Below are 25,088 nucleotides of genomic sequence, written 5' to 3'. Positions count from 1 at the left end.
CCGTCGCGCGATCCGCCTCAGCCGCGGTACCACTCCTCGTCGATGCTCGCGAGGCGCGACGGCCGCGCCTCGCCGCCGAGGCCGAAGAAGCGCTGGAAGCTCATCATGAGCGGACGCCAGCGCACGGGGTCGATGCGGTGGGCATGCCCGGCCATGCGCACCGACTCGACCACGTGCACCCGCGTGATGCCGAGCTCGACCGCGAGCAGGCTCGCCTCGGCCGGTGACCCGGCGCCGCCCATCGGGTGGATCGCGACCACGCGCCCCTCGAGGTGCACCGGGAACTCGGCCACCCGCGGCGGGGCGACCGTCTCGGACGCGAGCGGCCGCAGCCCCGCCGCGGCGAACTTGTCGCGCACGTGCCGGTAGCCGGCCCCCGCCTTGCGCTCGGGCACCGGGTTGCGCCCGGTCGTGAGGGCGAGCCGGTCGACGGCGTCGACATGGTCGACCGAGGGCAGGTTGATCACCGCCTCGCCGTTCGCGACGAGGTTCCGGCCGGTCTGGCTGCGCGCGGCGACGCCGAGCATGGCGGTCTGCCCGAGCCACCACACCGAGGAGTTCGGCGCGAGGTTCGGGTGCCCCTCGTCGTCGACGGTCGACAGCAGCGACACCTGGCTGCCGAAGTAGAGGATCGCCGGCGAGATCGTCGAGTGCCGGGTGCTGCGCGCGTGCGCGTCGATCGGGGTCAGGGTTCCCACGTCGGCCGCCTTCCTGTCTGGTGGTCCCAGCCTCGCGGCGCGGCGCACGGGCGTCCGGCGGGTTCCGGACACGGCGTCGGCCGCCTTCGCGACACGCCTTCCGTCGTTCGATGGATGACCCGGGCGGCGCGTGCTCGTATCGTTGGCGCGTGGGCGAACAGGGGAACGACGCAGTGGTGGCCACCGGAGGAACTCCGGGTCGGGCGGGGGCACGGCGGTGGGTCGGTCTCGGCGTCCTCGCCGCGGCCCTGTCGATGATCGTGCTCGACGGCACCATCGTCGGCGTCGCGCTGCCGACGCTCATCACCGAGCTGCAGCTCGACTTCAGCGAGGCGCAGTGGGTCAACGGCATCTACTCGGTGGTCTTCGCCGCCCTGCTGCTCACCGCGGGCCGCCTCGGCGACCGCCTCGGGCGACGGCGCGCCATGTTCTTCGGCATCGCGCTCTTCCTCGCGGGCAGCCTGCTCGCCGCGCTCTCCTCCAGCGGCGACTCGCTCATCCTCGCGCGACTCGTGCAGGGTGTCGGCGGCGCCTTCATCCTGCCGACCACCCTGTCGACCGTGAACGCGACGTTCCGCGGTCGCGACCGGGCGGTCGCGTTCGGCGTGTGGGGTGCGGTGATCTCCGGCGTGGCTGCGCTCGGCCCGCTGCTCGGCGGTTGGCTGACCGAGTCGTTCGGCTGGCAGTGGATCTTCCTCGTGAACCTCCCGTTCGGCATCGTGATCGCCGTCGTCGCGATCTTCACCGTCGACGAGACCCGCGCGCACGTGACGAGCCCCGGCCTCGACATCGACGGGCTGCTGCTCTCGGCGATCGGCTTCGGCGCGCTCGTCTTCGGCCTCATCGAGGGCGGCTCGCTCGGCTGGTGGGCGCCCGAGCAGCCCTTCGTGCTGTTCGGCTGGACCTGGCCCGCCGACTGGCCCGTCTCCCCGGTGCCGATCGCGCTCGCCATCGGCGTGGTCTCGCTCGTGCTCTTCGTGCTCTGGGAGCGGCATCGCGCCCGCAACGGCCGGTCGGCCATCCTCGACGTGCGGCTCTTCTCGGTGCCCACCTTCACCTGGGGCAACCTCGTCGCGCTCTGCGTGGCCGTCGGCGAGTTCGGCATCCTCTTCGTGCTGCCCCTGTTCATCGTCAACGCCCTCGGGCTCTCGACGCTCGCCGCCGGCTTCGTGCTCGCCGCGATGGGGCTCGGCGCGTTCGTCTCCGGCGCTTCGGCCCGCCACCTCTCCGAGCGGTTCGGTGCGCCGAACGTGGTGCTGCTCGGACTCGGCATCGAGTTCGTCGGCACGCTCGTCGCCGCCCTCATGCTCGGCCCCGAGATGTCGGGCTGGTTGCTCGCCGCCGTGCTCGCCGTGTACGGCCTCGGCCTCGGCCTCGCCTCGGCGCAGCTCACGGGCACCGTCCTCGCCGACATCCCGCCCGAGCAGTCGGGGCAGGGCTCGGCGACGCAGAGCACGGTGCGCCAAGTCGGCTCGGCGCTCGGCACCGCGATCATCGGCGCCGTGCTCGCCGCGGGCCTCGCCCAGGTCCTGCCGACGCAGCTCGACGGGCAGTCGGGGCTCTCGGCCGAGGCCGAGCAGCAGATCATCGACTCGACCGAGCAGTCGGCGGGCGCGAACATCCCGCCGCTGCGCGCCGAGGGCACCGACGGTCAGCTCGGCGAGGCCGGCCCGCCCGTCGCCGACGCGCTCTCGGCCAGCATGGCGGATGCCTCGCGCTGGGCGCTCTTCGCGGCATCCGGCTTCCTCCTCGCCGGCGGCGTGTTCGCACTGCGCCTGCGCGCCAAGGCGACGAGCACGCGCGGGCCGGTTGCGGCGGCATCGGGCGAGTGAGCCGGGCCGAGCCGGGCCGGGCCGAGCCGCGCCGCGCCGGGCCGAGCCTCGTCGGCGCCGCACGTCGGCGGGGCGTACGGTGATGGCGTGACGAGCATCGATCCCGCGAGCCACCCGACCGTCCCCGGCACCCTCGTCCGCGTCCGCGCGACGAAATGGGGCGGCCGCCCGCACTGGGAGTTCGACGGGCTCTGGCTCGGCGCCGACGAGCACGGCGACTGGGTGGGGTTCCCGGCCGGCACCTCGTTCGCCCGCCCCGGCAACGCCTTCACGGCGAGCTGGGTCTCGGTGTCGCTCTTCCCGTCGGGCGGGTGGGCCGCCGGGTTCAACGCGAGCCACCCGCGCGGCCTCGGCACGTACGTCGACCTCGCCACGCCGCCCGAGTGGCGCAGCGATGCGACGGGCGCGACGGTCTCGTACGTCGACCTCGATCTCGACGTGGTCGAGCGCGACGGCGCCTCGGCGTTCATCGACGACGAGCACGAGTTCGCCGAGCACGCCGTGGCCTTCGGCTATCCCGCCGAGCTCGTCGCCCGGGTGCGGGCCGACGCCGACGCCGTGCTCGCCGCGGTGCGACGACGGGAGGCGCCCTTCGACGGCGCCACCGCCGAGCACTGGCTCGCCCGGCTCGGCGAGCTGCTGCGCTGAGCCCGGTCAGGCGCCCCTGCCACGAGCCCGGTCACGGCTCGAAGCGGTAGCCCATGCCCGGTTCGTTGAGGAAGTGGCGGGGCTCTGCGGGCACCGGCTCGAGCTTGCGTCGCAGCTGGGCGACGTAGAGGCGCAGGTAGCCCGCGTCGTTCGCATGGAACGGGCCCCACACCTCTCCGAGCAGCATCTCGCGGGTGAGCAGGCGCCCCGGGTGCTTGAGGAAGAGCTCGAGCAGACGCCACTCGGTCGGGGTCAGGCGAACGGATGCCCCGTGCCCGTCGTCGCCCGCGGGGCGGATCGTCTTCGCGGCGAGGTCGACCTCGAGCTCCCCGATGCGGTGCACGGCCGCGGTGTCGTCATCTCCCGCCGGGCGACGTGAGCGTGCGCGGATGCGGGCGAGCAGCTCGTCCATCGCGAAGGGTTTCGTGACGTAGTCGTCGGCACCGGCGTCGAGCGCCTCGACCTTCTCGGCCGAGTCGGTGCGACCCGAGAGCACGAGGATCGGCACGCTCGACCATGCGCGGACCGCCCGGATCACGTCGAGGCCGTCGACCTTCGGCATGCCGAGGTCGAGCAGCACGAGGTCGGGGTGCGCGCTCGCCGCGAGGTCGATGGCCTCGGCGCCGTCGTGGGCCGACACCACCTCGTAGCCGCGCGCGCTGAGCGTGATGCGCATCGCACGCTGCAGCTGGCCGTCGTCGTCGGCGAGCAGGATCTTCATCGCGCCTCCTCGGCGGCCGGCAGGGTGACGACCATGGTGAGGCCGCCACCGGGGGTGTCGTCGACCTCCAGTGTGCCGTCCATCCCCTCGACGAAGCCCTTCGACAGGGCGAGCCCCAGGCCGAGTCCCGTGTCGTTGTCGGTGTCGCCGAGCCGTTGGAACGGCGTGAACACCTCGTCGCGCCGCTCGACCGGGATGCCCGGCCCGCGGTCGACGACGCGCAGCTCGACGCGGCCCTGGAACGCCGACGCCGAGAACCGCACGCGCTCGCCCTCGGGCGTGTGTCGCACCGCGTTCGCGAGCAGGTTCACCACGACCCGCTGCAGCAGCACCGCGTCGGCGAGCACCGGTTGCAGCTCGTCGGCGAGGTCGAGCTCGACCGCGCCGGGTCCGAGGCCGAGCTCGTCGAGGGCGGGGAACACGACGTCGGCGACCTCGGTCGGGGCGAGCGTGACCGCGAGCGCGCCGGCCTGCACGCGGCTCACGTCGAGCAGGTTGGTGACGAGTTCGGCGAGCGAGTCGAGGCTCTCGGCGGCGGTGGCGAGGAGCTCTTCGCGCTGGGCGGCGGGCAGCTCGAGCTCGGGGGATCGCAGCGCGCTCACGGCGGCCGACGCCGAGGTGAGCGGGCGACGCAGGTCGTGGCCGACGGCGGCGAGCAGGGCCGAACGCACCCGGTCGGTCTCGGCGAGGCCGGCCGCCGCCTCGGCCGCCCGCGCGAGGGCGCCGTGCTCGATGGCCTGGTCGAGCTGGGTCGCGATCACCTGCAGCAGGCGGCGTTCGGATGCCTCGAGGTCGGCCCCGTGCAGCTCGAGCACGCCGCGCGCACCGATCGGCACCTCGGTCACGCGGTCGTCGCGCGCCGGTTCGCCGTCGGCGACCCGGGTCTCGCCGTCGACGAGGAGTCGCACCCCGGTGAGCCCGAACGCCTCGCGGGTGCGGGTCACCATGGCCTGCAGTGCGTCCTCGCCGCGCAGCACGCTGCCGGCGAGCGTCGCGAGCAGCTGCGACTCGGCGGCCGCACGCCGGGCCTCGCGATTGCGGCGAGCGGCCTGGTCGACGACGTAGGCCACGAGCAGCGCGTTCGCCACGTAGAAGACGAGCGCGAGCAGCTGGCGGGCGTCGGCGATCGTGAGCGTGTAGAGCGGTTCGACGAAGAGGTAGTTGAGGGTGAGGCCCGACAGCACCGCCGCGAACAGGCCCGGCCAGATGCCGCCGATGAGCGTCACGACGATGACGAGCAGTTGGTAGGCGAGCACGTCGCTGGTGATCGACGTCTCGGTGTGGAACCGCGTCAGCACCCAGCTGAGCGCCGGGCCGGCGACGAGCGCCAGGACGAACGCCCAGACGAGGCGCTTGCGACTCAGCGCGCCGCCCGGCCGGGGCAGCGAGAACCCGGAGCCCGCCGCCGCGTGCGTCACGATGTGCACGTCGATGTCGCCCGACTCGCGGATCACGGTCGCGCCGATGCCGGGGCCCGAGAAGGCCGCGGCGAGCCGGGACCTCCGGCTGACGCCGATGACCAGCTGCGTGGCATCCGCCGACCTCGCGAACTCGACGAGCGCACGGGGCACGTCCTCGCCGACGACCTGGTGGAAGGTGCCGCCGAGCTGCTCGACGAGGGTGCGCTGGGCGTCGAGTGCGCCGGGATGCCTCGCCCGCATGCCGTCGGGATTCGTGACGTGCACCGCGATGAGCTCGCCCCCCGAGGCACGGGCGGCGATGCGGGCGCCGCGGCGCAGCAGGGTCTCGCCCTCGGGCCCGCCCGTGAGCGCGACGACGACGCGCTCGCGGGCCTCCCACTTGCGGTCGATGCCGTGCTCGGCGCGGTACTTCTTGAGTGCCTGGTCGACCTCGTCGGCGAGCCAGAGCAGCGCGAGTTCGCGCAGCGCGGTGAGGTTGCCGAGGCGGAAGTAGTTGGAGAGCGCGGCGTCGATGCGCTCGGCGGGGTAGACGAGACCGCCCGCCAGCCGGTCGCGCAGCGCCTGCGGGGCGAGGTCGACGACCTCGATCTGGTCGGCGGCGCGCAGCACTCGGTCGGGGATCGTCTCGCGCTGCTCGGCACCGGTGATCTGCAGCACCACGTCGCCGAGCGACTCGATGTGCTGCGTGTTGACGGTGGAGATGACGTCGATGCCGGCCGCGAGCAGCTCCTCGACGTCCTGCCAGCGCTTCGCGTGCCGGGAGCCGGGCGCGTTCGTGTGCGCGAGCTCGTCGACGAGGGCGATCTCGGGCTTGCGAGCGAGCACTGCCTCGAGGTCCATCTCCTCGATGGTCATCCCGCGGTGCACGACGGTGCGGCGCGGCACGATCTCGAGGCCGAGCGTCATCGACGCGGTCGCCCGCCGCCCGTGCGTCTCGACGAACCCGACGACGACATCGCGCCCCTCGCCGACGAGCCGCTTGCCCTCTTCGAGCATCGTGTAGGTCTTGCCGACGCCGGGGGCGGCGCCGAGCAGGACCCGAAGCCGCCCCTTCCGCATCGTGGCTAGCCTTCCAGCTCTGCGAGGGCGAGATTCAGCTGCAGCACGTTCACGGTCGGTTCGCCCAGGTACCCGAGATCCCGTGCCTGAATCCTAGACTCCACGAGCTCGACGACCTCGGATTCGGGGAGACCGCGCTCGCTCGCGACCCGCGCCGCCTGCAGCAGCGCGTACTCGGGGCTGATGTGCGGGTCGAGTCCCGAGGCCGACGCGGTGACCGCGTCGGCCGGGACATCCGCTTCGGCGACGCCGTTGAACTCGGCGACCTGCGCCTTCCGCTCCTCGATCGCCGCGATGAGGTCGGCGTTCTCGGGCCCGAGGTTGCTGCCGCTCGAGGCGCCGCCGTCGTAGCCGTCGCCGGCGGCCGACGGGCGGGGCTGGAACCACTCGGGCAGCGGGTCGCCGTCGGCGTCTGCGAACGACTGGCCGACGAGCGCCGAGCCCACGACCTCGCCGGAGGCGTCGCGGGCGACCGAGCCGTTCGCCTGGGCGGGCAGCACGAGCTGGCCGATGCCGGTGACGACGAGCGTGTAGGCGACGCCGAGCACGAGGGTGAAGACGAGCATCGCGCGGATCGCGACCCAGTGGGTGCGTACCGCCGTGCGTGTCGTACTCATGTGTGTGGTGTCCTTTCGCGTCCGGGCCTAGAACCCGGGGATGAGGCTGACGACGAGGTCGATCAGCTTGATGCCGATGAAGGGGGCGATGATGCCGCCGAGGCCGTAGACCAGCAGGTTGCGGCTGAGGATGGCGGAGGCGCTGCCGGCCTTGTACTTCACCCCGCGCAGCGCGAGGGGGATGAGGAACACGATCACGATCGCGTTGAAGATGATCGCCGACAGGATCGCCGAGGCCGGCGAGTGCAGCTGCATGATGTTCAGCACCGCGAGCCCCGGGAAGATGCCGGCGAACATCGCCGGGATGATCGCGAAGTACTTCGCGATGTCGTTCGCGATCGAGAACGTCGTGAGCGCGCCGCGCGTGATGAGCAGCTGCTTGCCGATGCGCACGATCTCGATGAGCTTCGTCGGGTCGCTGTCGAGGTCGACCATGTTGCCGGCCTCCTTCGCGGCCGAGGTGCCCGTGTTCATCGCGACGCCCACGTCGGCCTGCGCGAGCGCGGGCGCGTCGTTCGTGCCGTCGCCCGTCATGGCGACGAGGTTGCCGCCCGCCTGCTCGCGCTTGATGAGCGCCATCTTGTCTTCGGGCGTGGCCTCGGCGAGGTAGTCGTCGACGCCGGCCTCGGCCGCGATGGCCTTCGCCGTCAGCGGGTTGTCGCCCGTGATCATCACGGTGCGGATGCCCATCTCGCGGAGCTCGGCGAACCGCTCGGTGAGGCCGTCCTTGACGATGTCCTTCAGGTGGACGACGCCGAGCAGCCGGGCCTCGCCGGCGGCGTCCTTCGACGCGACGACGAGCGGCGTGCCGCCGCCCGTCGAGATCGCCTCGACGCGCTGCGCGAGCTCGTCGAGCGTCGACGAGGGGATCCGCGCGGACGCCTCGACCCAGGCGATGACCGCCGAGCCGGCGCCCTTGCGGATGCTCGAGCCGTCGGGGAGGTCGAGCCCCGACATGCGGGTCTGCGCCGTGAACGGCACGACCTCGCCCGCGGGTGCGGTGTCGAAGCGGATGCCGCGCTCCGCCGCCAACTCGACGATGGAGGCTCCCTCCGGGGTCGGGTCGGCGAGCGAGGAGAGGGCCGCGGCCCGCTCGAGCTCGGATGCCGGGACGCCGGGCATCGGCACGAACTCGCTCGCGCGACGGTTGCCGTAGGTGATCGTGCCGGTCTTGTCGAGCAGCAGGGTCGTGACGTCGCCGGCGGCCTCGACCGCGCGTCCCGACATCGCGAGCACGTTGCGCTGCACGAGCCGGTCCATTCCCGCGATGCCGATTGCCGAGAGGAGCGCGCCGATCGTGGTGGGGATGAGGCAGACGAGCAGCGCGATGAGCACCGGGATCGAAGCCGGGCTCGCCGCGTACGAGGCGATGGGGTTCAGCGTCAGTGCGACCACCACGAACACGATCGACAGGCTCGCGAGCAGGATGTTCAGGGCGATCTCGTTCGGCGTCTTCTGCCTGGCCGCGCCCTCGACGAGCGCGATCATGCGGTCGACGAAGGTCTCGCCGGGCTTCGACGTGATGCGCACGACGATGCGGTCGGAGAGCACCCGCGTGCCGCCGGTGACGGCCGAGCGGTCGCCGCCCGACTCGCGCACGACCGGGGCCGACTCGCCGGTGATCGCCGACTCGTCCACCGAGGCGATGCCCTGGACGATGTCGCCGTCGCCCGGAATGAGTTCCCCGGCCGTCACGACGACGAGGTCGCCGAGCTTGAGCTCGGACGAAGCGACCTCCCTGAGGGCGGTGCGCTCCGCCAAGGCATCTGCGACCTCGTCGTACTGCGCGACCACGTGCGCGACCGTCGACGTCCGGGTCTGGCGCAGGGTGTCGGCCTGCGCCTTGCCGCGGCCCTCCGCCACCGACTCCGCGAGGTTCGCGAAGAGCACGGTGAGCCAGAGCCAGACCGCGATCGCCCAGGTGAAGCTCGGCGGGACGGCGGTGCCCCCGGATGCCTCGGGGCCGCCGAGGAACGGTTCGGCGATCGCGAGCACCGTCGTGAGCGCCGCGCCGACCTCGACGATGAACATGACGGGGTTGTGCCACATCTGCCGCGGGTCGAGCTTGCGGAAGGCGCCCGGGAGCGCCTGCATGATCTGCGCGGGGCCGAAGGCGCCGGCCGGGCGCTTCGAGGGGGCGCCCATCGGCCGGGGCGCATGGCGCTCGGCGGACTCGGGCTCGGGCGCCGGGACGGACGGGGTGGTGATGGTGGACATGGATCAGTTCAGCCCTTCAGCCAGGGGACCCAGCGTGAGTACGGGGAAGTAGGTGAGCGCGGTCACGATGACCGTGACGCCCACGAGGAGGCCGACGAACTGCGGCCGGTGGGTGGGCAGCGTGCCGGCGGTCGCGGGCACCTTGTCCTGCGCGGCGAGGCTGCCGGCGAGGGCGAGCACGAGCACGATCGGGATGAACCGGCCGAGCAGCATCGCGACACCGAGCGCGGTGTTGAACCACGGGGTGTTCGCCGTGAGGCCCGCGAACGCCGAGCCGTTGTTGTTCGACGCGCTCGTGAACGCGTAGAGCACCTCGCTCATGCCGTGGATGCCCGGGTTCCAGATCGAGGTCGCCTCGACGTCCTCGCGGACCCCCGGGATCGCGAAGCTCAGTGCGGTGCCCGCGAGCACGAGCGTCGGCGTCACGAGGATGTAGAGGCTCGCGAGCTTGATCTCGCGCGGCCCGATCTTCTTGCCGAGGTACTCGGGGGTACGGCCGACGAGCAGGCCCGCGATGAACACCGCGATGACCGCGAGCACGAGCATGCCGTAGAGGCCCGAGCCGACGCCGCCGGGGGCGACCTCGCCGAGCATCATGTTGAGCATCGGCATCATGCCGCCGAGGGCGGTGAACGAGTCGTGCATCGAGTTGACCGCGCCCGTGGAGGTGAGGGTCGAGGTCGTGCCGAACAGGGCCGAGCCGAAGATGCCGAACCGCTGCTCCTTGCCCTCGAGCGCGCCGCCCGCGAGCTCCGGCGCGGTGCCGTTGCCGCCGGCCTCGAGCGCGCTCAGCGCCACGAGCGAGATCACGTAGAGCGTGGCCATGACGGCGAGGATCGCGTAGCCCTGCTTGTTCGAGCCGACCATCTTGCCGAAGGTGCGGGGGAGGGCGAACGGGATCGCGAGCATGAGCACGTTCTGGAAGAGGCTCGTCCACGCGGTCGGGTTCTCGAACGGGTGGGCGGAGTTCGCGTTGAAGAACCCGCCGCCGTTGGTGCCGAGCAGCTTGATCACCTCCTGCGAGGCGACCGGGCCGCCGGGGAGGTCTTGCATGTTGCCGGCGAGCGTCGTGACCTCGGTGAAGCCGTTGAAGTTCTGCACGACCCCGCCGATGACGAGCACGATCGCGCCGATCGCCGAGAGCGGAAGCAGCAGGCGGAACGAACCGCGGAAGAGGTCGACCCAGAAGTTGCCGATCGTGCCCGATCCGCGGCGTGCGAAGCCGCGGACGAGGGTGATGGCCACGGCGATGCCGACGGCGGCCGAGACGAAGTTCTGCACGGCGAGGCCGGCGAGCTGCACCGTGTAGCCCATCGTGAGCTCGGGCGAGTACGACTGCCAGTTCGTGTTGGCGACGAACGAGGCGGCGGTGTTGAACGACAGCCCCTCGGGCACGGCCGGCAGGCCGAGCGAGTAGGGCAGCACCGCCTGCGCGCGCTGGAGGACGTAGACGAACAGGAGGCCGACGACCGAGAACGCGAGCACGCCGCGGAGGTAGGCCGGCCACGACTGCTCGGCGCGCGGGTCGATGCCGATCATGCGGTAGAGGCCGCGCTCGACCTTCCAGTCGCGGTCGCTCGTGTAGAGGCGCGCCATGTAGTCGCCGAGGGGGCGGTAGAGCAGCGCGAGGATCAGGGCGAGAGTGGCCGCCTGTGCGACGGCGAGGAACACGCCCATCAGAACCGCTCGGGCTTGACGAGCGCGTACACGAGGTACACCACAGCGGCGACGCCCAACGCGGCGGCGAGGAGTTCGAAGAAGATCACAGCTTCTCGACCCCCCTGGCGATGAGGCCGACGAGTACGAACACGGCGATGATGCCGATGACGTAGACGAGGTCGAGCACGGGGACTCCAGGGATTCGGAGGCCGTCGACGCGGGCGCGGCGGCGGGCAGCGGCTCGCTGCGTCTTCGATGCAACACCCGGGCGGATGCCTCGCCGCCGATCCTCACGGACCCCTAACGCCGAGCCACGGGGATCCTCACAGCGTGCTCATGGGGCGAGCCGGCGGTGTCGGCGCCGCGTGAGGAGCGCCGTCCGAATCACCCGATGTTCATCGCTCGTGCTCGTGCTCGTGCTCGTGGTCATTCCCGTGATGGGCGTGTCCGTGGTCCTCGTCCTCTTCGAGGAGCATCCCGATCGGGGTGGCGCAGGTGTCGCCCCGCCAGGCCTCGATGCCTTCGCGCACGGCGAAGACGGCGATGACGAGTGCGGCGATGGAATCGGCCCAGACCCACCCGAAGAGCGAGTTCAGCACGAGCCCGATGAGCACGGCGGCCGAGAGGTAGGTGCAGATCAGCGTCTGCTTGCTGTCGGCGACCGCGGTCGCCGAGCCCAGCTCGCGGCCGGTGCGTCGCTCGGCGAGCGACAGGAACGGCATGATGATCACGCTCAGCGCCGTGATGACGAGGCCGAGCGTGGAGTGCTCCGCCTCGGGCAGGATGCCCGTGATCGTGAGCACGGCGGAGACGCCGACGTAGGCGGCGAGGGCGAAGAACGCGTAGGCGATCACCCGCAGCGTCGGCTTCTCGTATCGCTCCGGCTCCTTGCGGGTGAACTGCCACGCGACCGCCGCCGCCGAGAGCACCTCGACGAGCGAGTCGAGCCCGAAGCCGAGGAGTGCGGCCGACGAGGCCGCGGCGCCGGCCGCGATCGAGACGGCCGCCTCGATGAGGTTGTACCCGATGGTGATGCCGACGATCAGGCGGATGCGGCGGTGCAGGACGGCTCGGCGCGCGTCGGTCAGCGAGGCGGTCATGCGGATGCCTCGCAGCAGCCGGGAACCGAACAGCTCGGGTCGATGCACTCGGCCGACTCGTCCACGGCGAGGGTGACGCTGACGATCCGCTCGAGCGCCGCCGACAGGTGCGGGTCCGCGATCTCGTAGCGGTTCTGCCGGCCTTCGGGCTCGGCGACGACGATGCCGCAGTCGCGCAGGCACGCGAGGTGGTTCGAGACGTTCTGCCGGGTCAGCCCGAGCGAGTCGGCGAGGCCGGCCGGGTATGCGGGCCCCTCGAGCAGCGTCAGCAGGATGCGCGAGCGGGTGGGATCGGCCATGGCGCGACCGAGGCGGTTCATGACGTCGAGGCGGGAGGCGGAGGTGAGCACAGCAAAACAGTACAGCGGCTGCTGTATTAATACACCACGGTCGAGGACCGGCGGCCGAGGGATGGAGGGTCCCCGGCTACTCGACCATCGTGGCGCCGCCGGCGCGCAGCGCCTCCCACTCGGCGAGGAGCTCGGGCATCTTGCCCTCGATGAAGCGGAAGAACGCGACCATCTCGCTGGTTCGCCGGGTGCCGGCCGAGTCGGGGTCGCCGAGCGCGTCGATCGCCTGCGCCGCCGTCTCGGCGAAGGTGCCGTAGACCGAGTTCTTGCCCGCGAGGGCCGTGTACCAGGCGTCGTCGAAGATCTCCCAACGCTCGCGCCGACTGCCGGGATGCGGCATCCGGTGGATGATGCCGAGCGTGCGCAGGTACCGCACCGCGCCCGAGATCGCCGCGGCGCTCACGCCGAGCGACTCGCCGAGCTCGGCGGCGGTGAGCCCGCCCTCGTCGGCGACGAGGAGCGCCATCAGCACGCGCGCCGGCATCTTGGGGAAGCCGGCGGCCGTGAGCACGGCGGCCGATTGCTCGACCGCCGTGCTCAGTGCCTGCTCATCGCGTGCCATCTTCCGATTCTTCCAGTCGGCGGCCGGTCAGCCGCCCGCCGCCAGCTCACGTCGCCGCATGGATGCGACGGCGAGCGCCGCGGTCGCGAGCCCGATGCCGATCATCCAGAGGCCGCCCGTCCAGTCGGTGTCGTCGCCCGTGGGCACCGGCGAGTGCGTGAAGGGCGAGAGGTCGAGCATCCAGTCGGGGGCGCCGAGGAGCGGCCCGAAGGTGCCGAGGATCGCGGCGACGCCGAGCAGCACCCACGCGAGGGCGATCGTCCAGCGCGGGAGGTAGGCGAACACGAGCAGGGTCACCCCGAGGAAGACGAGGGCGACGGGCAGCTGCGCGAGGGCGGCCTGCGTGATGAGCGACACGAGGTCGTCGGGGGCGTCGGATGCCGTGGTGCCGGCGAGGCCCGCGAGCCAGGCCGAGGCGAGCACGACCACGATGACGATGACCCCGACGAACCAGTACTCGAGCAGCCAGCGCACGCGCGGCACGGCGGTCGCCAGCACCGGCTCGGCGGTGCCGTGCGCCTCCTCCTGCCGGGCGCGGATGGCCACCTGCACGGCGCAGCACGCCGCGAGCACCCCGATGATGCCGAAGAACGTCGCGATGAACGCCTGCTCGAGGGTCGCGCCGCCGCCGAGCGCGGCCTGCAGGGTGTCGACGACCTGCGGGGCGTCGCCCGCGAGCTCGTCGATGAGGCCCGAGAGCGAGCTCGCGGTGATGCCGGCGACCGCGGCGCCGATCGCCCAGGCGATGAGCGTCGAGACGTTGAGCCGCCAGGCGAGCCCGAACGAGCCCGAGAGCGCCCAGCTCGCCGAAGCGCGGCCGTTGCGGCCCGGCAGGAGGCTCGCGCCCTGGTCGCGCACCGCCTGCAGCGCGAACACGATCGTCACGAGCACCGCCGAGACCCCGAGCGAGAGCGCGAGCGGGGCGAGCGAGTTCTCGACGAAGGCGCCCGTGGCCTGCCCCCAGCCGATCGGCGACAGCCAGCTCGGCCATGCCGGGGTGACGTGCAGCAGGTCGTCGGAGGGCGTGCCCGCGGCGTCGCCGATGCCGCGCAGCAGGTAGGCGCCGACGACCGCGGCGACCCCGGCGCCGTTCGCGCCGCGCGAGGTGCGGAACAGCTGCGCGGCGAACAGCCCGATCGCGACGAACGCGATGCCGGTCGCCGCCATCGCCGCGCCGGTCACCCACGAGCCCTCGGCGTCGAGGCCGCCGGCGATGAAGGCGAGCGCGACGAGCACGCCGAGCACGAGGTTGGCCAGCACGCCGTGGATGAGCGTCGCGACGGTCGGCTTCACGCGGCCGGCGGGGGTTGCGGCGATGAGCTCGGCGCGGGACTGCTCCTCTTCGGCGCGGGTGTGCCGCGTCACGAGGAAGGTGCTCATGAGCCCGCCCATGAGCGCGAGCCACGCGAACAGCTCGAAGAAGACGAACGCGCCGAGGTCGGTGCCGTTGGGGGTGCCGCGGAACACGAGGATCGTGCGGCTCGCGGTCGCGACCTGCAGGATCTGGTTGCGCTCGGCCTCGTCGCCGTAGGTGTCGGCGACGGCCGCGACCGAGGTGTAGGCGAGCAGCGCGGTGCCGACGATCCAGAGCGCGAGCTGCAGGCGATCGCGGCGCAGCCGCTGTCGGAGCAGCGTGGCCAGGGTGCTCATGCGCGAGCTCCCTCCATGGGCTCCGCAGCGCGGGCGGTGAGCTCGTCGCCGTAGTGGCGGAGGAAGAGCTCCTCGAGCGAGGGCGGCGACACGGTGAGGCCGCGCACGTCGAGGCGGGCGAGGTCGGGCAGCACGGATGCCACACGGTCGCTGTCGACGGTGAAGCTGACCCGGCCGTGGTCGATGATGAGGTCGTGGGCGTCGGGGATGCCGTCGATCTCGGCCGCGAGGGCGGTCGGTTCGATGCCGTCGGTCGCGAACGCGATCTCGGTGCGTGTGAGGTGGCGGAGTTCGGCGAGCGTGCCCGACTCGACGGTCTTCCCTGCGCGGATGATGCTCACCCGGTCGCAGAGCTCCTCGACCTCGGAGAGGATATGGCTCGAGAGCAGCACGGTCGCGCCCTCGGCCGAGACGCGGGCGATCTCGCGGTTGAAGACCTGCTCCATGAGGGGGTCGAGACCGCTCGTGGGCTCGTCGAGCACGTACAGCTCGGCGGGGGTCGCGAACGCGGCGATGAGGGCGACCTTCTGCCGGTTGCCCTTCGAGTAGGCACGCCCCTTCTTGCGCGGGTCGAACTGGAACGCGTCGAGGAGGCGCTGCTTGCGGGCGGTGTAGTCGCCCTTGTCGCGCGTGCCGCCGCGGAGGCGTGCGAGGAGGTCGATCGCCTCGCCGCCGGTCAGGTTCGGCCAGAGGCTGACGTCGCCGGGCACGTAGGCCACGCGGCGGTGGAGCTCGCCCGCATGCTTCCACGGGTCTTGCCCGAAGAGGGTCGCGGTGCCGCCTGAGGCGCGGGCGAGGCCGAGCAGGATGCGGATGGTGGTGGACTTGCCTGCGCCGTTCGGGCCGAGGAATCCGTGCACCTCGCCCGCGGTGACCTCGAGGTCGAGGCCGTCGAGCGCGACGGTGCGGCCGAATCGCTTCTCGAGGCCGCTGGCGCTGATCACTGTCGTCATGAGCGCGATGCTACGCCGATTTCACAAATTTGTGAATCTTCCTAACAGATCCCTAACGGACCCTCACGGCACCCCGCGGCATCCCACCCGCTCGCCCTTACCGCGACCGGTGCTTCTCAGGACGGCGCACCCCATTCCGCCCGCTTCTCAGGACGACACGCCGCGCTGAGTCTCGAATGCGCCGGATGCTTCCAGAGAAACATCACCGCGGTCCTGAGGAACGCGCAGGAGGGGAGGGCTACTCGAGCGCGGCGAACTTCTCGATGTCGCCCTCGGTGCCCGACACGATGATGAGGTCGTGGTTCGAGACGACCGTGTTCTCGGTCGCGTAGGTGAAGGGCTTGCCGGGGCTCTTCACACCGACGACCGTCACGCGGTGCTTCGAGCGCACGCCCGACTCGGTGAGGTTCTTGCCGCGGATCGGCTTCGGCGGGTACATCTTCACCAGGGCGAAGTCGTCGTCGAACTCGATGAAGTCGAGCATGCGGCCCGACACGAGGTGCGCCGTGCGCTCGCCCGCCTCGCGCTCGGGGTAGATGACGTGGTTCGCGCCGATGCGCTGCAGGATCTTGCCGTGCGAGGCCGAGATCGCCTTCGCCCAGATCTGCGGGATCTTGAGGTCGACGAGGTTCGCGGTGATGAGCACGGATGCCTCGATCGACGATCCCACGGCGCAGACCGCGATCGAGAAGTCCTGGGCGCCGATCTGCTTGAGCGCGTCCATGTTCTTGGCATCGGCGACGACGGCGTGGGTGACCCGCTCCGACCACTTCTGCACGAGGGCCTCGTCGGTGTCGACCGCGAGCACCTCGCGGCCGAGACGGTCGAGCTGACCCGCGGTGGCGGCGCCGAACCGGCCGAGGCCGATCACGAGCACCGGGGCGTCGTGCCTGATCTTGTCAACCAACGATGGGCCTCTCTTCCGGTCGTTTGAACAGCTGGCGGCGCTGGCTCGCGGCCAGCGCGGCGGCGAGTGTCACGGTGCCGACGCGGCCCATGAACATCGTCGCCGCCATGACGTAGACGCCCTCGGGCGGCAGCTCGGCCGTGAGCCCGGTCGAGAGCCCGCACGTGGCGAAGGCGGAGATCACGTCGAACAGCACGTTCTCGAACGGTGCCTTCGTGATCTGCAGGATGGCGATGGAGGCGCCGGCGACGATCGTCGCGCCCCAGAGCACGACGCTCACCGACAGGCGCAGCATGTCGCGGGGGATGCGCCGGCCGAAGGCCTCCATCGAGGGATTGCCGCGCGCCTCGGCGAAGGCGGCGAGGAACAGCACGGCGAGCGTCGTCACCTTGATGCCGCCCGCGGTCGACGCGGAGCCGCCGCCGATGAACATGAGCATGCTGCTGACGAGCTGGCTCGAGCCGTAGAGGTCGTGCATGTCGATCGTCGCGAAGCCGCCGGAGCGGGTCATGGCCGACATGAAGAAGGACTGGAAGATCGTCGGCCCGGCGTCGAGGTGCCCGTACGTCTTCGGGTTCGCGTGCTCGAGGAGGAGGAACATGGCGGCGCCCGCGACGAAGAGGATCACCGTCGTCGTGAGCGTCAGCTTGACGTGCACGCTCCACTTGCGCGGCTGCTTCCACGCGCGCGCGAGGGCGAAGATCACCGGGAAGCCGAGGCTGCCGAGGAACACGCCGATCATGAGCAGCGACTGCATCCAGTAGTCGTGCTCGAAGGGGAGGAGCCCGCCGGGGTTCGGTGAGAAGCCGGTGTTCGTGAACGCCATCGCCGAGTAGTAGAGGCTGTACCAGATCGAGTGCCCGACGTCGTAGCCGGCTGCGAGCATGCTCGGCATCAGGCCGACCGCGATCGCCGCCTCGATGACCAACGCGCTGATCGCGACGGTGAACAGCAGTCCGCCGACCTCGCCGAGGCGCACCGCCTGGCGCTCGGCGACCGGGCCCACATGGATGCGCGAGGGGTTCGTGTCGCTCGCGGCCATGAGCTTCGCGCGCAGTCCCAGCCGGCGCGAGATCACGAAGCCCAGGGTCGTCGCGAGCGTGAGCACGCCGACACCGCCGATGTTGACGCCGAGGTACACGAGCCCGTGGCCGAAGGGCGACCAGTACGTCGCCATGTCGACGGTCGCGAGACCGGTGACGCAGATGACCGAGACGGCGGTGAACAACGCGTCGTGGAGCGGGGTGATGCTGCCGTCGGCGGTGGCGATCGGCAGCGAGAAGAGCAGCGTGAAGAGCAGGATGAGCGCCGCGAACACGAGGATCGCGAACCGCGACGGCGAGCTCTTGACGAGCGCGTCGATGGCATCGCGGAGCCGCCCGAGCCAGGACCGCCGATCGACTCGACCGAGGCGGGCCACCCGCTGTGCGCGCATCGACCCCCCTCTGTGCCGTCACCGAACGCGTGAGTCATGGTACTCCCCGCCGCGAGTGGCTACCCTTGGGGCATGGCTGACATCTTCGATGTGGTGGCGGACGCGACCAGACGCGACATCCTCGCCGTACTGCTCGAACGCGAGTCGGCGGTGCCGCAGTCGGGTGGCGAGATCAGCGTCTCCGAGATCGTCGCGGCGCTCGGCACCAGTCAGCCCACGGTCTCGAAGCACCTGAAGGTGCTGCGCGAGTCGGGCCTCGTCAGCGTGCGCGAGGAGGGGCAGCACCGGTACTACCGCCTCGACCGCGGCCCGCTCGAGACGCTCGAAGACTGGTTGATCCCGTTCATGTCGTCGGATGCCGCGGCCGACGCCGTGACGCTCGCCGGTGTCGAGGCGCACGAGGCCTCGCTCAACGACGACCAGCGCGCGTTCGCCTCGGCGATCGGCAAGGTGTTCGCCGACGTCACCCAGGTCGTCAAGCGCAAGTAGCCGGGGGCTCAGCCCGCCAGGAGCGCGACGACGAGGGCCGCGCACGAGGCGGCCGAGGTGAGCCAACGGACGTGGTTCCACGCGAACCAGCCCGGGCGGAACTCGCGCCAGGCAGCGCCGAGCGCGCCTGCATCGGCCTCGGGGGCGGCCGCCAGGCGGTTGTTGCGCGGGACGTTCGCGCCGCCGGTGACGCCGACCACGCCGACGAGGTAGAGCACGGCCGAGCCGACGATCCACCATTCGCCCCCCGGGTACGCGCCGAAGAACGTCATGGTCGCGACGGCGATCAGCAGGAGCGACGTGCCGAAGATCGCGAGCATGAGCGGTGCCCGCACCGCGGTCACGTTGATCCCGCGCATCGCCCGCGCGGCGTCGGCCGGCGGCAGGCGGTCGAGCCCCTGCACGACGAAGCCCGAGAAGGCGAAGAAGACGCCCGAGACGAGCCCGGTGCCGACGATGGCGATGACGAGCAGGACGGTCGCGACGGCGCTCATCGTGCCAGTCTGCCCGACCTCCCGCGCCGCGCGGAAGAACTGTCTCGATCGGGGGCCGAGTCGGGCCGGCGCGCGGTTCAGCGCAGCGGCTTGATCATCTCGAGCTCGAGGCCGCCGGGGGCGAGCTCGTACTCGCGGTTGCGGCCGGTGAGGGTGAAGCCGAGCTTCTCGTAGAAGCGGATCGCCCGCGGGTTCTCCTCGTGCACCTCGAGCCGCAGCGTGCTGCCGTGGCCCCGCGCCCAGTCCTCGACGGCGGTGAGCAGGCGGCGCGACACGTCGGCGGCCTCGCCGCGGTGATCGGGGGCGACGTAGACGCCGACGAGCACGGGGCCCGACGTGGCATCCGGGATGTACCCGCCCATGTGGCCGACCCAACGCGTGCCCTCGATCGCGACGACCGAGGTCTGCCCGTCGGTCTCGCCGCGCGCGGCGCGCAGGCGCCAGCCCTGCTCGTCGACCTCGAGCGCATGTTCGAGGGTCTCGCCGTAGGCGAGGGGGAAGTCGCGCAGCATCTCGATGCGGAGCGCGCGGACCGCCTGCCAGTCGTCGGTGGTCGTGGTGCGGATGACGACGTCGGAGGCCTGCATCCCTCGACGCTAACGCATCGTGCCGGTGCTCATCGGGCGCGTGTCAGGGGGCGGCTCGTGAATCCGCTAGACTACTCCGAGGCATTCTGCCTTTCGGCTGCGGCACGCGCGGCCGGCACGATCTTTTCTGTGAGGTTCTGATGGGTTCCGTCATCAAGAAGCGTCGCAAGCGCATGGCGAAGAAGAAGCACCGCAAGCTTCTTCGCAAGACGCGCCACCAGCGTCGCAACAAGAAGTAGTCGCTCGCGACTGCAGCTGAGCGTCGAGCCCCGCCGGGGTTCGGCGCTTTTCGCTGTCTTCGGAGGACTCAGGCGACGGACGGCCCGGCGACGTAGCATCGAGCCATGGCCCGAGACATCCAGCTCACCCTCATAGGCAAGCCCGGCTGCCACCTCTGCGACGACGCGAGAGAGGTCGTGCAGGCGGTCGTCGCCGAGTTCGAGCCGGATGCCTCGCGCCGGATCTCGCTCGACGAGCGATCGATCCTCGACGACGAGGCACTGCGCGCGAGCTATGCCGAGGAGATCCCGGTGCTGCTCATCGACGGCGAGATGCACAGCTACTGGCGCGTCGACCCCGTGCGCCTGAAGACCGCGCTCTGCGCGAAGGGATGAACTGAGGGCCGCTCCGCGGCTGTCAACCCGCTTGCCGAGGCGGCCGCGTCGGCCTTGACTCGGGGCATGACCTCCTTCTGGAGCGCGCGCGTGCCGGAGCATCCCGGAGACGATGGGGTGGACCGGTGGCCGACCCGGACGTTCGACGCCGTGATCATCGGCGCCGGCATCACCGGACTCGTCACCGGGGTGATCCTCGCGCGCGGGGGATGCTCGGTCGCGCTGGTCGAGGCGCGCGGGGTGGCCGCGCTCGCCTCAGGGGGCAACACGGGCAAGGTCACGGTGCTGCACGGAGCGAGGATCAGCACCATCCGGCGGGCGCACTCGGCGAAGGTCGCCCGCGCCTACGTCGAGGCGAACCTCGACGGACAGCGATGGATCGGCGACTTCGCCATCGAGCACTCGGTACCGTTCGCGCTCGAGCCGGCGCTGAGCTACGCGCAGCGGGCGTCGGGCCTGCGAGTCGTCGACGCCGAGTTCGCCGCCGCCCGCGAGGCCGGACTGGCGGTCGAACGGGTCGACCGCCTGCCGGTCCCGTTCCCCCTCGCAGGTGCCGTGTCGCTCGCCGACCAGCTCGCGCTCGACCCGGTCGCCCTCACCGGTGCGCTCGCCGCCGAGTTCACCAGGCTCGGGGGCGTGCTCCTCACCGGGGTGCGTGCACAGGACGTACGCGCCTCCGATCCGGCGACCGTCGCGACCGACCATGGCACGCTCACGGGCGACGCCGTCGTCGTCGCGACGGCGGCGCCGATGCTGCGCCGCGGGCTCTACTTCGCGAAGACCCGGCACTCGCGCTCGTACCTCGCGGCGTTCCGGGTCGGCGAGCCGCCGGTGCCGGGCCTCTTCCTCTCGGTCGACGGACCGACCCGATCGATCCGGACGACGCCCGACGTGGCGACGGGCGGACCTCCGCTCGTGCTCGTCGGCGGCGGGGGCCACCCCGTCGGGCGGGTCGACTCGACGCGGATCGAGGCGCGGCGCATCGTCGACTGGACGAACGAGTACTTCGACGGCGCCTCGCTCGTCGCCGCCTGGTCGGCGCAGGACTACGAGTCGCTCAACCTCGTGCCCTTCGCCGGCCGGATGCCACGTGGCCTGCGTCGGATCTGGATCGCCACGGGGTACGCCAAATGGGGTCTCACGAACGGGGCGGCCGCGGCCCTGCGCATCAGCGCCGAGATCCTCGGCGAGCCGTGGCGCGAGCACCGGCCGTGGGTCAAGGTGCTCGCGACGCGGACGACCGCCCCGTCGGATCTCGCCCGCGGCGTCGTCGAGAACGCGGCGGTGGGCCGCGAGCTGTTCACAGGGTGGGGTCGCGCGCTCGGGAACCCCGCGCCGGCGGCACGGCCGCGCGAGGGCGAGGGCGTCGTCGTCAACCGCGGCGGCGTGCCGTACGGCGTCTCGACGGTCGGCGGCCGCACGAGCGCGGTGTGCGCGGTCTGCCCGCATGCCGGGGGAGTCGTGCGGTGGAACGACGTCGAGTCGAGCTGGGACTGCCCGCTGCACGGCTCGCGATTCGAGGCATCCGGTCGTCTGATCGAGGGCCCCGCGACGCGCGACCTGCGCCCGGATTCGCGGAGTTCGGCCGCGGGCCGATGAGCGCTGCTCATCATGTGGAGTTCGCTGTGAGTCGGTAGCGCCCGCCGCGACCCGGTGGCTAGGGTGACCAGCGGGGGACGCCGGTCGGCGACCCCCACGTTCGAAGGGGAGAACGCGTGGCGCGTGAATTCAGGGGCAAGATCGAACTCGACGTTCGTGACTCGCAGGGGGACTGGGACGCGTTCCTCCCCGAGAAGGCGCCGGAGGGGGCGCCGAACGTGCTCGTCGTGCTCTACGACGACACCGGCATGGCCGCCTGGTCGCCGTACGGCGGCCGCATCGAGATGCCGACCATGGAGCGGCTCGCGAAGAACGGCCTCACCTACTCGCAGTGGCACACGACGGCGCTGTGCTCGCCGACCCGGTCGACCTTCCTGACGGGACGCAACCACCACCTCAACGGCTTCGCGACGATCTCCGAGTCGTCGACCGGGTTCCCGGGCTACAACTCGCACATCCCGCCGTCGAACGTGCCGATGGCGCACCTGCTGCGCGACGCCGGCTGGTCGACGTTCTGGGTCGGCAAGAACCACAACGTGCCGATCGACGAGTGGACCGCCGGATCGTCGAAGAAGAACTGGCCGCTCGCCCAGGGCTACGACCGCTTCTACGGTTTCATCGGCGGCGAGACCAACAACTGGTACCCCTCGCTCGCCGAGGACAACCGCTACATCGACCAGCCGTACCAGCCCGAAGACGGCTACCACCTGTCGAAGGACCTCGCCGACCAGGCGCTCAAGATGATCCGCGACGTCAAGCAGACCGAGCCCGACAAGCCCTGGTACCTCTGGTTCTGCCCCGGCGCGAACCACGCCCCGCACCACGCGCCGCAGGAGTACATCGACAAGTACAAGGGCAAGTTCGACGACGGCTACGAGGCGTACCGCGAGTGGGTGCTGCCACGCATGATCGAGCGCGGCATCCTGCCGGCCGACACCGTGCTCACCGAGCTCAACCCGATGCCCGACGGCACGTTCTCGCAGACCGACGAGGTGCTGCCGTGGGCGTCGCTGAGCGACGAGCAGAAGGCGATGTTCAGCCGCATGGCCGAGGTGTACGCCGGCTTCAGCGAGTACACCGACGCGCAGGTCGGGCGCATCGTCGACTACCTCGAGGAATCGGGCCAGCTCGAGAACACGCTCGTCATCTACTGCGCCGACAACGGTGCGTCGGGCGAGGGCTCGCCGAACGGCTCGGTCAACGAGGGCAAGATCTTCGGCGGCTACCCCGACTCGCTCGAGGAGAACCTCAAGCTCGTCGACAAGCTCGGCTCGCCCGACACCTACAACCACTACCCGACGGGGTGGGCGGCCGCGTTCTCGACGCCGTACAAGATGTTCAAGCGCTACACCTACCAGGGCGGGGTCTCCGACCCCATGGTCATCTCGTGGCCGAAGGGCATCGCCGCGCGAGGCGAGGTGCGCCACCAGTACCACCACTCGACCGATGTGGTTCCGACGATCCTCGAGGCCTGCGGCGTCGCGTTCCCCGACACCTACAACGGCGTCGAGCAGACCCCGCTCTCGGGCGTCTCGATGGTGCCGTCGTTCGAGGCCGCCCCCGATGCGCCGTCGAACAAGCAGACGCAGTACTACGAGATGTTCGGTCAGCGAGGCATCTGGCACGAGGGCTGGAAGGCCGTCACCGTGCACGGGCCGGTGAGCGGCAAGGGCGACTTCCCGAGCGACGTGTGGGAGCTGTACCACACCGACGTCGACCGCTCGGAGTCGAACAACCTCGCCGCGAAGCACCCCGAGAAGCTCGAGGAGCTGAAGGCGCTGTGGATGGCGGAGGCGGAGCAGAACCACGTCCTGCCGCTGAACGACCTGCAGATCATCGGCAATCCGAAGGACTTCGAGACCTTCGTGCAGATGGAGTTCCACCAGCCGGCGCCGCCGAGCGGGCAGTTCGTGTACTACCCGGGCACGAGCGAGATCCCCGAGCGCAGCGCGGCGAACGTGCACGGCGTCTCGTACAAGATCGCCGCAGAGGTCGAGTTCACGCCCGACACCGAGGGCGTGATCTTCGCGCACGGCTCCCGCTTCGGCGGGCACGCGCTCGTCGTGAAGGACGGCCAGGTGCACTACGTGTACAACTTCCTCGGCATCCCGCCCGAGGACCGCGTCTCGGCGCCGGTGCCCACCTCGGGCAGGCACATCATCGGCGTCGAGTTCGTGAAGGAGGGCATGGGGGAGTACCGCGAGGGCGTCGGCCCGGTGAAGCTCTACATCGACGACCAGCAGGTCGGCGAGAAGCAGATCCGCACCGTGCTCGGCCACTTCTCGCTCTGCGGCGAGGGGCTCACGATCGGCCGCGACAGCGCCGACCCGGTGTCGTCGCTGTACGGCTACGGCTTCGACTTCACGGGCGGCGAGATCGCGCGGGTCGTCTTCGACATCGCCGACGACGCGTACCTCGACCTCGAGGCGCACCTCGCGGCGGCGTACGCCCGCGACTGAGCGAACGCACTGCCAGAATGGCGGCGGGGGTGCGGTTTCCGGCATCCCCGCCGCTGTCCGTCTTGACGTGACCGCCCGAGAGGAACGCCTCATGCCGAACGAACTGCCCTCCTGGGCCGACACTGAAACCCGTCGCTCGATCGTGGCCTTCGTCGAGCGCGTGACCAGCGGCCCCGATGCGGTGCCCGAGGCCGAGCGCGTCGCCGTGTTCGACAACGACGGCACGCTCTGGAGCGAGAAGCCGATGCCGACCCAGCTGCACTACCTCGTCGAGCAGTGGAAGCGGCAGGTCGAGGCCGACCCCTCGCTCGCCGCGAACCAGCCGTACCGGGCGATCGCGAGCGGCGACCTCGCGTGGCTCGGCGGTGCCGTCGAGAAGCACTACCAGGGCGACGACTCCGACCTGCAGACCCTCATCGGCGCCATCGTCGGCACCACGGCCGGCACGAGTATCGAGCAGTACGCCGCCTCGGTCGAGGAGTTCTTCGCGACGGCGACGCACCCGACGCTCGGCACGCCCTACTCGCAGACGATCTACACGCCGATGGTCGAGCTGCTGCGGTACCTCGAAGGGCACGGCTTCACCGTGTACATCGTCTCGGGCGGCGAGCGAGACTTCATGCGGCCGATGACCCTGCAGAACTACGGCATCCCGCCCGAGCGGGTCGTCGGCTCGGCGTTCGGGCTGTCGTACGACCCCGAGACGCACGAGGTGCGCTACGCCGGCGGCCTCGACTTCTTCGACGACGGCCCCGAGAAGCCCGTGCGCATCTGGAGCCGCATCGGCCGTCGACCGCTCTTCGCCGGCGGCAACTCCAACGGCGACCAGGCCATGCTCGACTTCACGCGCAAGGGCAGCGGCTTCGCGCTCGTCGTCCACCACGACGATGACAGCGAGCGCGGCGACACCCCGTATGACAAGGGCGCAGAGAAGGTGCTGGCCGAGGCATCCGCCAACGGCTACACGGTCGTGAGCGTGAAGCGCGACTGGACCCGCGTCTTCCCGGGGGCCTGACC

Annotated in this window: 24 protein-coding genes; 8 read left to right on the top strand and 16 right to left on the bottom strand. The window is 71.2% G+C overall.

Features of this window, described 5'->3' with window-relative positions:
• Positions 1–17: 17 nt before the first annotated feature.
• Positions 18–698: a flavin reductase family protein gene (locus ACFVAJ_RS05805; RefSeq protein WP_376942009.1), complete on the bottom strand. Its 681-nt coding sequence runs from the start codon at positions 696–698 to the stop codon at positions 18–20.
• Between the two features lie 149 nt (positions 699–847).
• On the opposite strand from ACFVAJ_RS05805, the gene ACFVAJ_RS05800 reads away from it, so the two are divergent.
• Positions 848–2,530, top strand: coding sequence for a DHA2 family efflux MFS transporter permease subunit (locus ACFVAJ_RS05800; RefSeq protein WP_376942007.1), 1,683 nt, complete (start codon positions 848–850; stop codon positions 2,528–2,530).
• An 87-nt stretch (positions 2,531–2,617) separates the two neighbouring features.
• On the top strand, positions 2,618–3,178 hold the full coding sequence (locus ACFVAJ_RS05795; protein WP_376942005.1) for a DUF402 domain-containing protein: 561 nt from the start codon (positions 2,618–2,620) through the stop codon (positions 3,176–3,178).
• A 31-nt stretch (positions 3,179–3,209) separates the two neighbouring features.
• On the opposite strand, the gene ACFVAJ_RS05790 is transcribed toward ACFVAJ_RS05795, so the two are convergent.
• From ACFVAJ_RS05790 to ACFVAJ_RS05730, 13 genes are all read right to left on the bottom strand, one after another.
• Complete coding sequence (locus ACFVAJ_RS05790) at positions 3,210–3,899, bottom strand: response regulator (protein WP_376942003.1); 690 nt, start codon at positions 3,897–3,899, stop codon at positions 3,210–3,212.
• On the bottom strand, positions 3,896–6,379 hold the full coding sequence (locus tag ACFVAJ_RS05785) for an ATP-binding protein (protein ID WP_376942001.1): 2,484 nt from the start codon (positions 6,377–6,379) through the stop codon (positions 3,896–3,898). Before ACFVAJ_RS05785 ends, ACFVAJ_RS05790 begins: the two co-directional genes overlap by 4 nt.
• A gap of 5 nt (positions 6,380–6,384) precedes the next feature.
• Complete coding sequence (gene kdpC, locus ACFVAJ_RS05780) at positions 6,385–6,996, bottom strand: potassium-transporting ATPase subunit KdpC (protein WP_376941999.1); 612 nt, start codon at positions 6,994–6,996, stop codon at positions 6,385–6,387.
• Between the two features lie 27 nt (positions 6,997–7,023).
• Complete coding sequence (gene kdpB, locus ACFVAJ_RS05775) at positions 7,024–9,213, bottom strand: potassium-transporting ATPase subunit KdpB (protein ID WP_376941997.1); 2,190 nt, start codon at positions 9,211–9,213, stop codon at positions 7,024–7,026.
• Between the two features lie 3 nt (positions 9,214–9,216).
• The gene (gene kdpA / locus ACFVAJ_RS05770; RefSeq protein ID WP_376941995.1) at positions 9,217–10,890 is read right to left on the bottom strand and encodes a potassium-transporting ATPase subunit KdpA; all 1,674 of its coding nucleotides are present in this window, start codon (positions 10,888–10,890) and stop codon (positions 9,217–9,219) included.
• Positions 10,890–10,979 carry a potassium-transporting ATPase subunit F gene (locus tag ACFVAJ_RS05765; protein ID WP_022891167.1) on the bottom strand — a complete coding sequence of 30 codons (90 nt, stop codon included), beginning with the start codon at positions 10,977–10,979 and terminating at the stop codon, positions 10,890–10,892. Before ACFVAJ_RS05765 ends, kdpA begins: the two co-directional genes overlap by 1 nt.
• Before the next feature lie 288 nt (positions 10,980–11,267).
• Entirely contained in the window at positions 11,268–11,972 is a 705-nt protein-coding gene (locus ACFVAJ_RS05760; protein ID WP_376941993.1) for a cation transporter, read from the bottom strand.
• Entirely contained in the window at positions 11,969–12,322 is a 354-nt protein-coding gene (locus tag ACFVAJ_RS05755) for an ArsR/SmtB family transcription factor (RefSeq protein ID WP_376941991.1), read from the bottom strand. Before ACFVAJ_RS05755 ends, ACFVAJ_RS05760 begins: the two co-directional genes overlap by 4 nt.
• A gap of 76 nt (positions 12,323–12,398) precedes the next feature.
• Positions 12,399–12,884 carry a GbsR/MarR family transcriptional regulator gene (locus tag ACFVAJ_RS05750; RefSeq protein ID WP_376941989.1) on the bottom strand — a complete coding sequence of 162 codons (486 nt, stop codon included), beginning with the start codon at positions 12,882–12,884 and terminating at the stop codon, positions 12,399–12,401.
• A 27-nt stretch (positions 12,885–12,911) separates the two neighbouring features.
• The gene (locus ACFVAJ_RS05745) at positions 12,912–14,534 is read right to left on the bottom strand and encodes an ABC transporter permease (protein ID WP_376941987.1); all 1,623 of its coding nucleotides are present in this window, start codon (positions 14,532–14,534) and stop codon (positions 12,912–12,914) included.
• On the bottom strand, positions 14,531–15,487 hold the full coding sequence (locus ACFVAJ_RS05740) for an ATP-binding cassette domain-containing protein (protein WP_376941985.1): 957 nt from the start codon (positions 15,485–15,487) through the stop codon (positions 14,531–14,533). The genes ACFVAJ_RS05745 and ACFVAJ_RS05740 overlap by 4 nt, the downstream gene beginning before the upstream one ends.
• 238 nt (positions 15,488–15,725) lie before the next feature.
• On the bottom strand, positions 15,726–16,394 hold the full coding sequence (locus ACFVAJ_RS05735) for a potassium channel family protein (protein WP_376941983.1): 669 nt from the start codon (positions 16,392–16,394) through the stop codon (positions 15,726–15,728).
• A complete protein-coding gene (locus ACFVAJ_RS05730; RefSeq protein ID WP_157425335.1) occupies positions 16,387–17,829 on the bottom strand; it encodes a TrkH family potassium uptake protein in 1,443 nt (480 codons plus the stop codon). Before ACFVAJ_RS05730 ends, ACFVAJ_RS05735 begins: the two co-directional genes overlap by 8 nt.
• A gap of 72 nt (positions 17,830–17,901) precedes the next feature.
• Here ACFVAJ_RS05730 and ACFVAJ_RS05725 point away from each other — a divergent pair, with 72 nt between their 5' ends.
• Positions 17,902–18,318: an ArsR/SmtB family transcription factor gene (locus ACFVAJ_RS05725; RefSeq protein WP_376941981.1), complete on the top strand. Its 417-nt coding sequence runs from the start codon at positions 17,902–17,904 to the stop codon at positions 18,316–18,318.
• 8 nt (positions 18,319–18,326) lie between these two features.
• On the opposite strand, the gene ACFVAJ_RS05720 is transcribed toward ACFVAJ_RS05725, so the two are convergent.
• Together ACFVAJ_RS05720 and ACFVAJ_RS05715 are read right to left on the bottom strand one after the other, a co-directional pair.
• Positions 18,327–18,812: a DUF1772 domain-containing protein gene (locus ACFVAJ_RS05720; RefSeq protein ID WP_376941979.1), complete on the bottom strand. Its 486-nt coding sequence runs from the start codon at positions 18,810–18,812 to the stop codon at positions 18,327–18,329.
• 77 nt (positions 18,813–18,889) lie between these two features.
• On the bottom strand, positions 18,890–19,399 hold the full coding sequence (locus ACFVAJ_RS05715) for a GNAT family N-acetyltransferase (RefSeq protein WP_376941977.1): 510 nt from the start codon (positions 19,397–19,399) through the stop codon (positions 18,890–18,892).
• A gap of 140 nt (positions 19,400–19,539) precedes the next feature.
• On the opposite strand from ACFVAJ_RS05715, the gene ACFVAJ_RS05710 reads away from it, so the two are divergent.
• The 5 genes from ACFVAJ_RS05710 to ACFVAJ_RS05690 all read left to right on the top strand — a co-directional run bounded on the left by ACFVAJ_RS05710 (position 19,540) and on the right by ACFVAJ_RS05690 (position 25,086).
• A complete protein-coding gene (locus ACFVAJ_RS05710) occupies positions 19,540–19,638 on the top strand; it encodes a 30S ribosomal protein bS22 (RefSeq protein ID WP_003792170.1) in 99 nt (32 codons plus the stop codon).
• A 105-nt stretch (positions 19,639–19,743) separates the two neighbouring features.
• The gene (locus ACFVAJ_RS05705) at positions 19,744–20,013 is read left to right on the top strand and encodes a glutaredoxin family protein (protein WP_376941975.1); all 270 of its coding nucleotides are present in this window, start codon (positions 19,744–19,746) and stop codon (positions 20,011–20,013) included.
• Between the two features lie 66 nt (positions 20,014–20,079).
• Positions 20,080–21,612 carry an FAD-dependent oxidoreductase gene (locus ACFVAJ_RS05700; RefSeq protein ID WP_376941973.1) on the top strand — a complete coding sequence of 511 codons (1,533 nt, stop codon included), beginning with the start codon at positions 20,080–20,082 and terminating at the stop codon, positions 21,610–21,612.
• 116 nt (positions 21,613–21,728) lie between these two features.
• Positions 21,729–24,071 carry an arylsulfatase gene (locus ACFVAJ_RS05695; protein ID WP_376941971.1) on the top strand — a complete coding sequence of 781 codons (2,343 nt, stop codon included), beginning with the start codon at positions 21,729–21,731 and terminating at the stop codon, positions 24,069–24,071.
• A 91-nt stretch (positions 24,072–24,162) separates the two neighbouring features.
• A complete protein-coding gene (locus ACFVAJ_RS05690) occupies positions 24,163–25,086 on the top strand; it encodes an HAD family hydrolase (protein WP_376941969.1) in 924 nt (307 codons plus the stop codon).
• Positions 25,087–25,088: the final 2 nt, after the last annotated feature.

This window comes from Agromyces sp. NPDC057679, from assembly GCF_042799635.1.
Taxonomy (GTDB): domain Bacteria; phylum Actinomycetota; class Actinomycetes; order Actinomycetales; family Microbacteriaceae; genus Agromyces.
This window is presented reverse-complemented; position numbering and strand designations above follow the sequence as displayed.

What these genes read in the sequence shown, in the direction of transcription:
- kdpC (WP_376941999.1), bottom strand. Translation starts at nt 6,996, where the DNA reads ATGAGTACGACACGCACGGCGGTACGCACCCACTGGGTCGCGATCCGC.
- kdpB (WP_376941997.1), bottom strand. Translation starts at nt 9,213, where the DNA reads ATGTCCACCATCACCACCCCGTCCGTCCCGGCGCCCGAGCCCGAGTCC.
- ACFVAJ_RS05710 (WP_003792170.1), top strand. Translation starts at nt 19,540, where the DNA reads ATGGGTTCCGTCATCAAGAAGCGTCGCAAGCGCATGGCGAAGAAGAAG.
- ACFVAJ_RS05725 (WP_376941981.1), top strand. Translation starts at nt 17,902, where the DNA reads ATGGCTGACATCTTCGATGTGGTGGCGGACGCGACCAGACGCGACATC.
- ACFVAJ_RS05785 (WP_376942001.1), bottom strand. Translation starts at nt 6,379, where the DNA reads ATGCGGAAGGGGCGGCTTCGGGTCCTGCTCGGCGCCGCCCCCGGCGTC.
- ACFVAJ_RS05730 (WP_157425335.1), bottom strand. Translation starts at nt 17,829, where the DNA reads ATGCGCGCACAGCGGGTGGCCCGCCTCGGTCGAGTCGATCGGCGGTCC.
- ACFVAJ_RS05760 (WP_376941993.1), bottom strand. Translation starts at nt 11,972, where the DNA reads ATGACCGCCTCGCTGACCGACGCGCGCCGAGCCGTCCTGCACCGCCGC.
- ACFVAJ_RS05700 (WP_376941973.1), top strand. Translation starts at nt 20,080, where the DNA reads ATGACCTCCTTCTGGAGCGCGCGCGTGCCGGAGCATCCCGGAGACGAT.
- ACFVAJ_RS05705 (WP_376941975.1), top strand. Translation starts at nt 19,744, where the DNA reads ATGGCCCGAGACATCCAGCTCACCCTCATAGGCAAGCCCGGCTGCCAC.
- ACFVAJ_RS05720 (WP_376941979.1), bottom strand. Translation starts at nt 18,812, where the DNA reads ATGAGCGCCGTCGCGACCGTCCTGCTCGTCATCGCCATCGTCGGCACC.
- ACFVAJ_RS05690 (WP_376941969.1), top strand. Translation starts at nt 24,163, where the DNA reads ATGCCGAACGAACTGCCCTCCTGGGCCGACACTGAAACCCGTCGCTCG.
- ACFVAJ_RS05715 (WP_376941977.1), bottom strand. Translation starts at nt 19,399, where the DNA reads ATGCAGGCCTCCGACGTCGTCATCCGCACCACGACCACCGACGACTGG.
- ACFVAJ_RS05740 (WP_376941985.1), bottom strand. Translation starts at nt 15,487, where the DNA reads ATGACGACAGTGATCAGCGCCAGCGGCCTCGAGAAGCGATTCGGCCGC.
- ACFVAJ_RS05790 (WP_376942003.1), bottom strand. Translation starts at nt 3,899, where the DNA reads ATGAAGATCCTGCTCGCCGACGACGACGGCCAGCTGCAGCGTGCGATG.
- kdpA (WP_376941995.1), bottom strand. Translation starts at nt 10,890, where the DNA reads ATGGGCGTGTTCCTCGCCGTCGCACAGGCGGCCACTCTCGCCCTGATC.
- ACFVAJ_RS05750 (WP_376941989.1), bottom strand. Translation starts at nt 12,884, where the DNA reads ATGGCACGCGATGAGCAGGCACTGAGCACGGCGGTCGAGCAATCGGCC.
- ACFVAJ_RS05745 (WP_376941987.1), bottom strand. Translation starts at nt 14,534, where the DNA reads ATGAGCACCCTGGCCACGCTGCTCCGACAGCGGCTGCGCCGCGATCGC.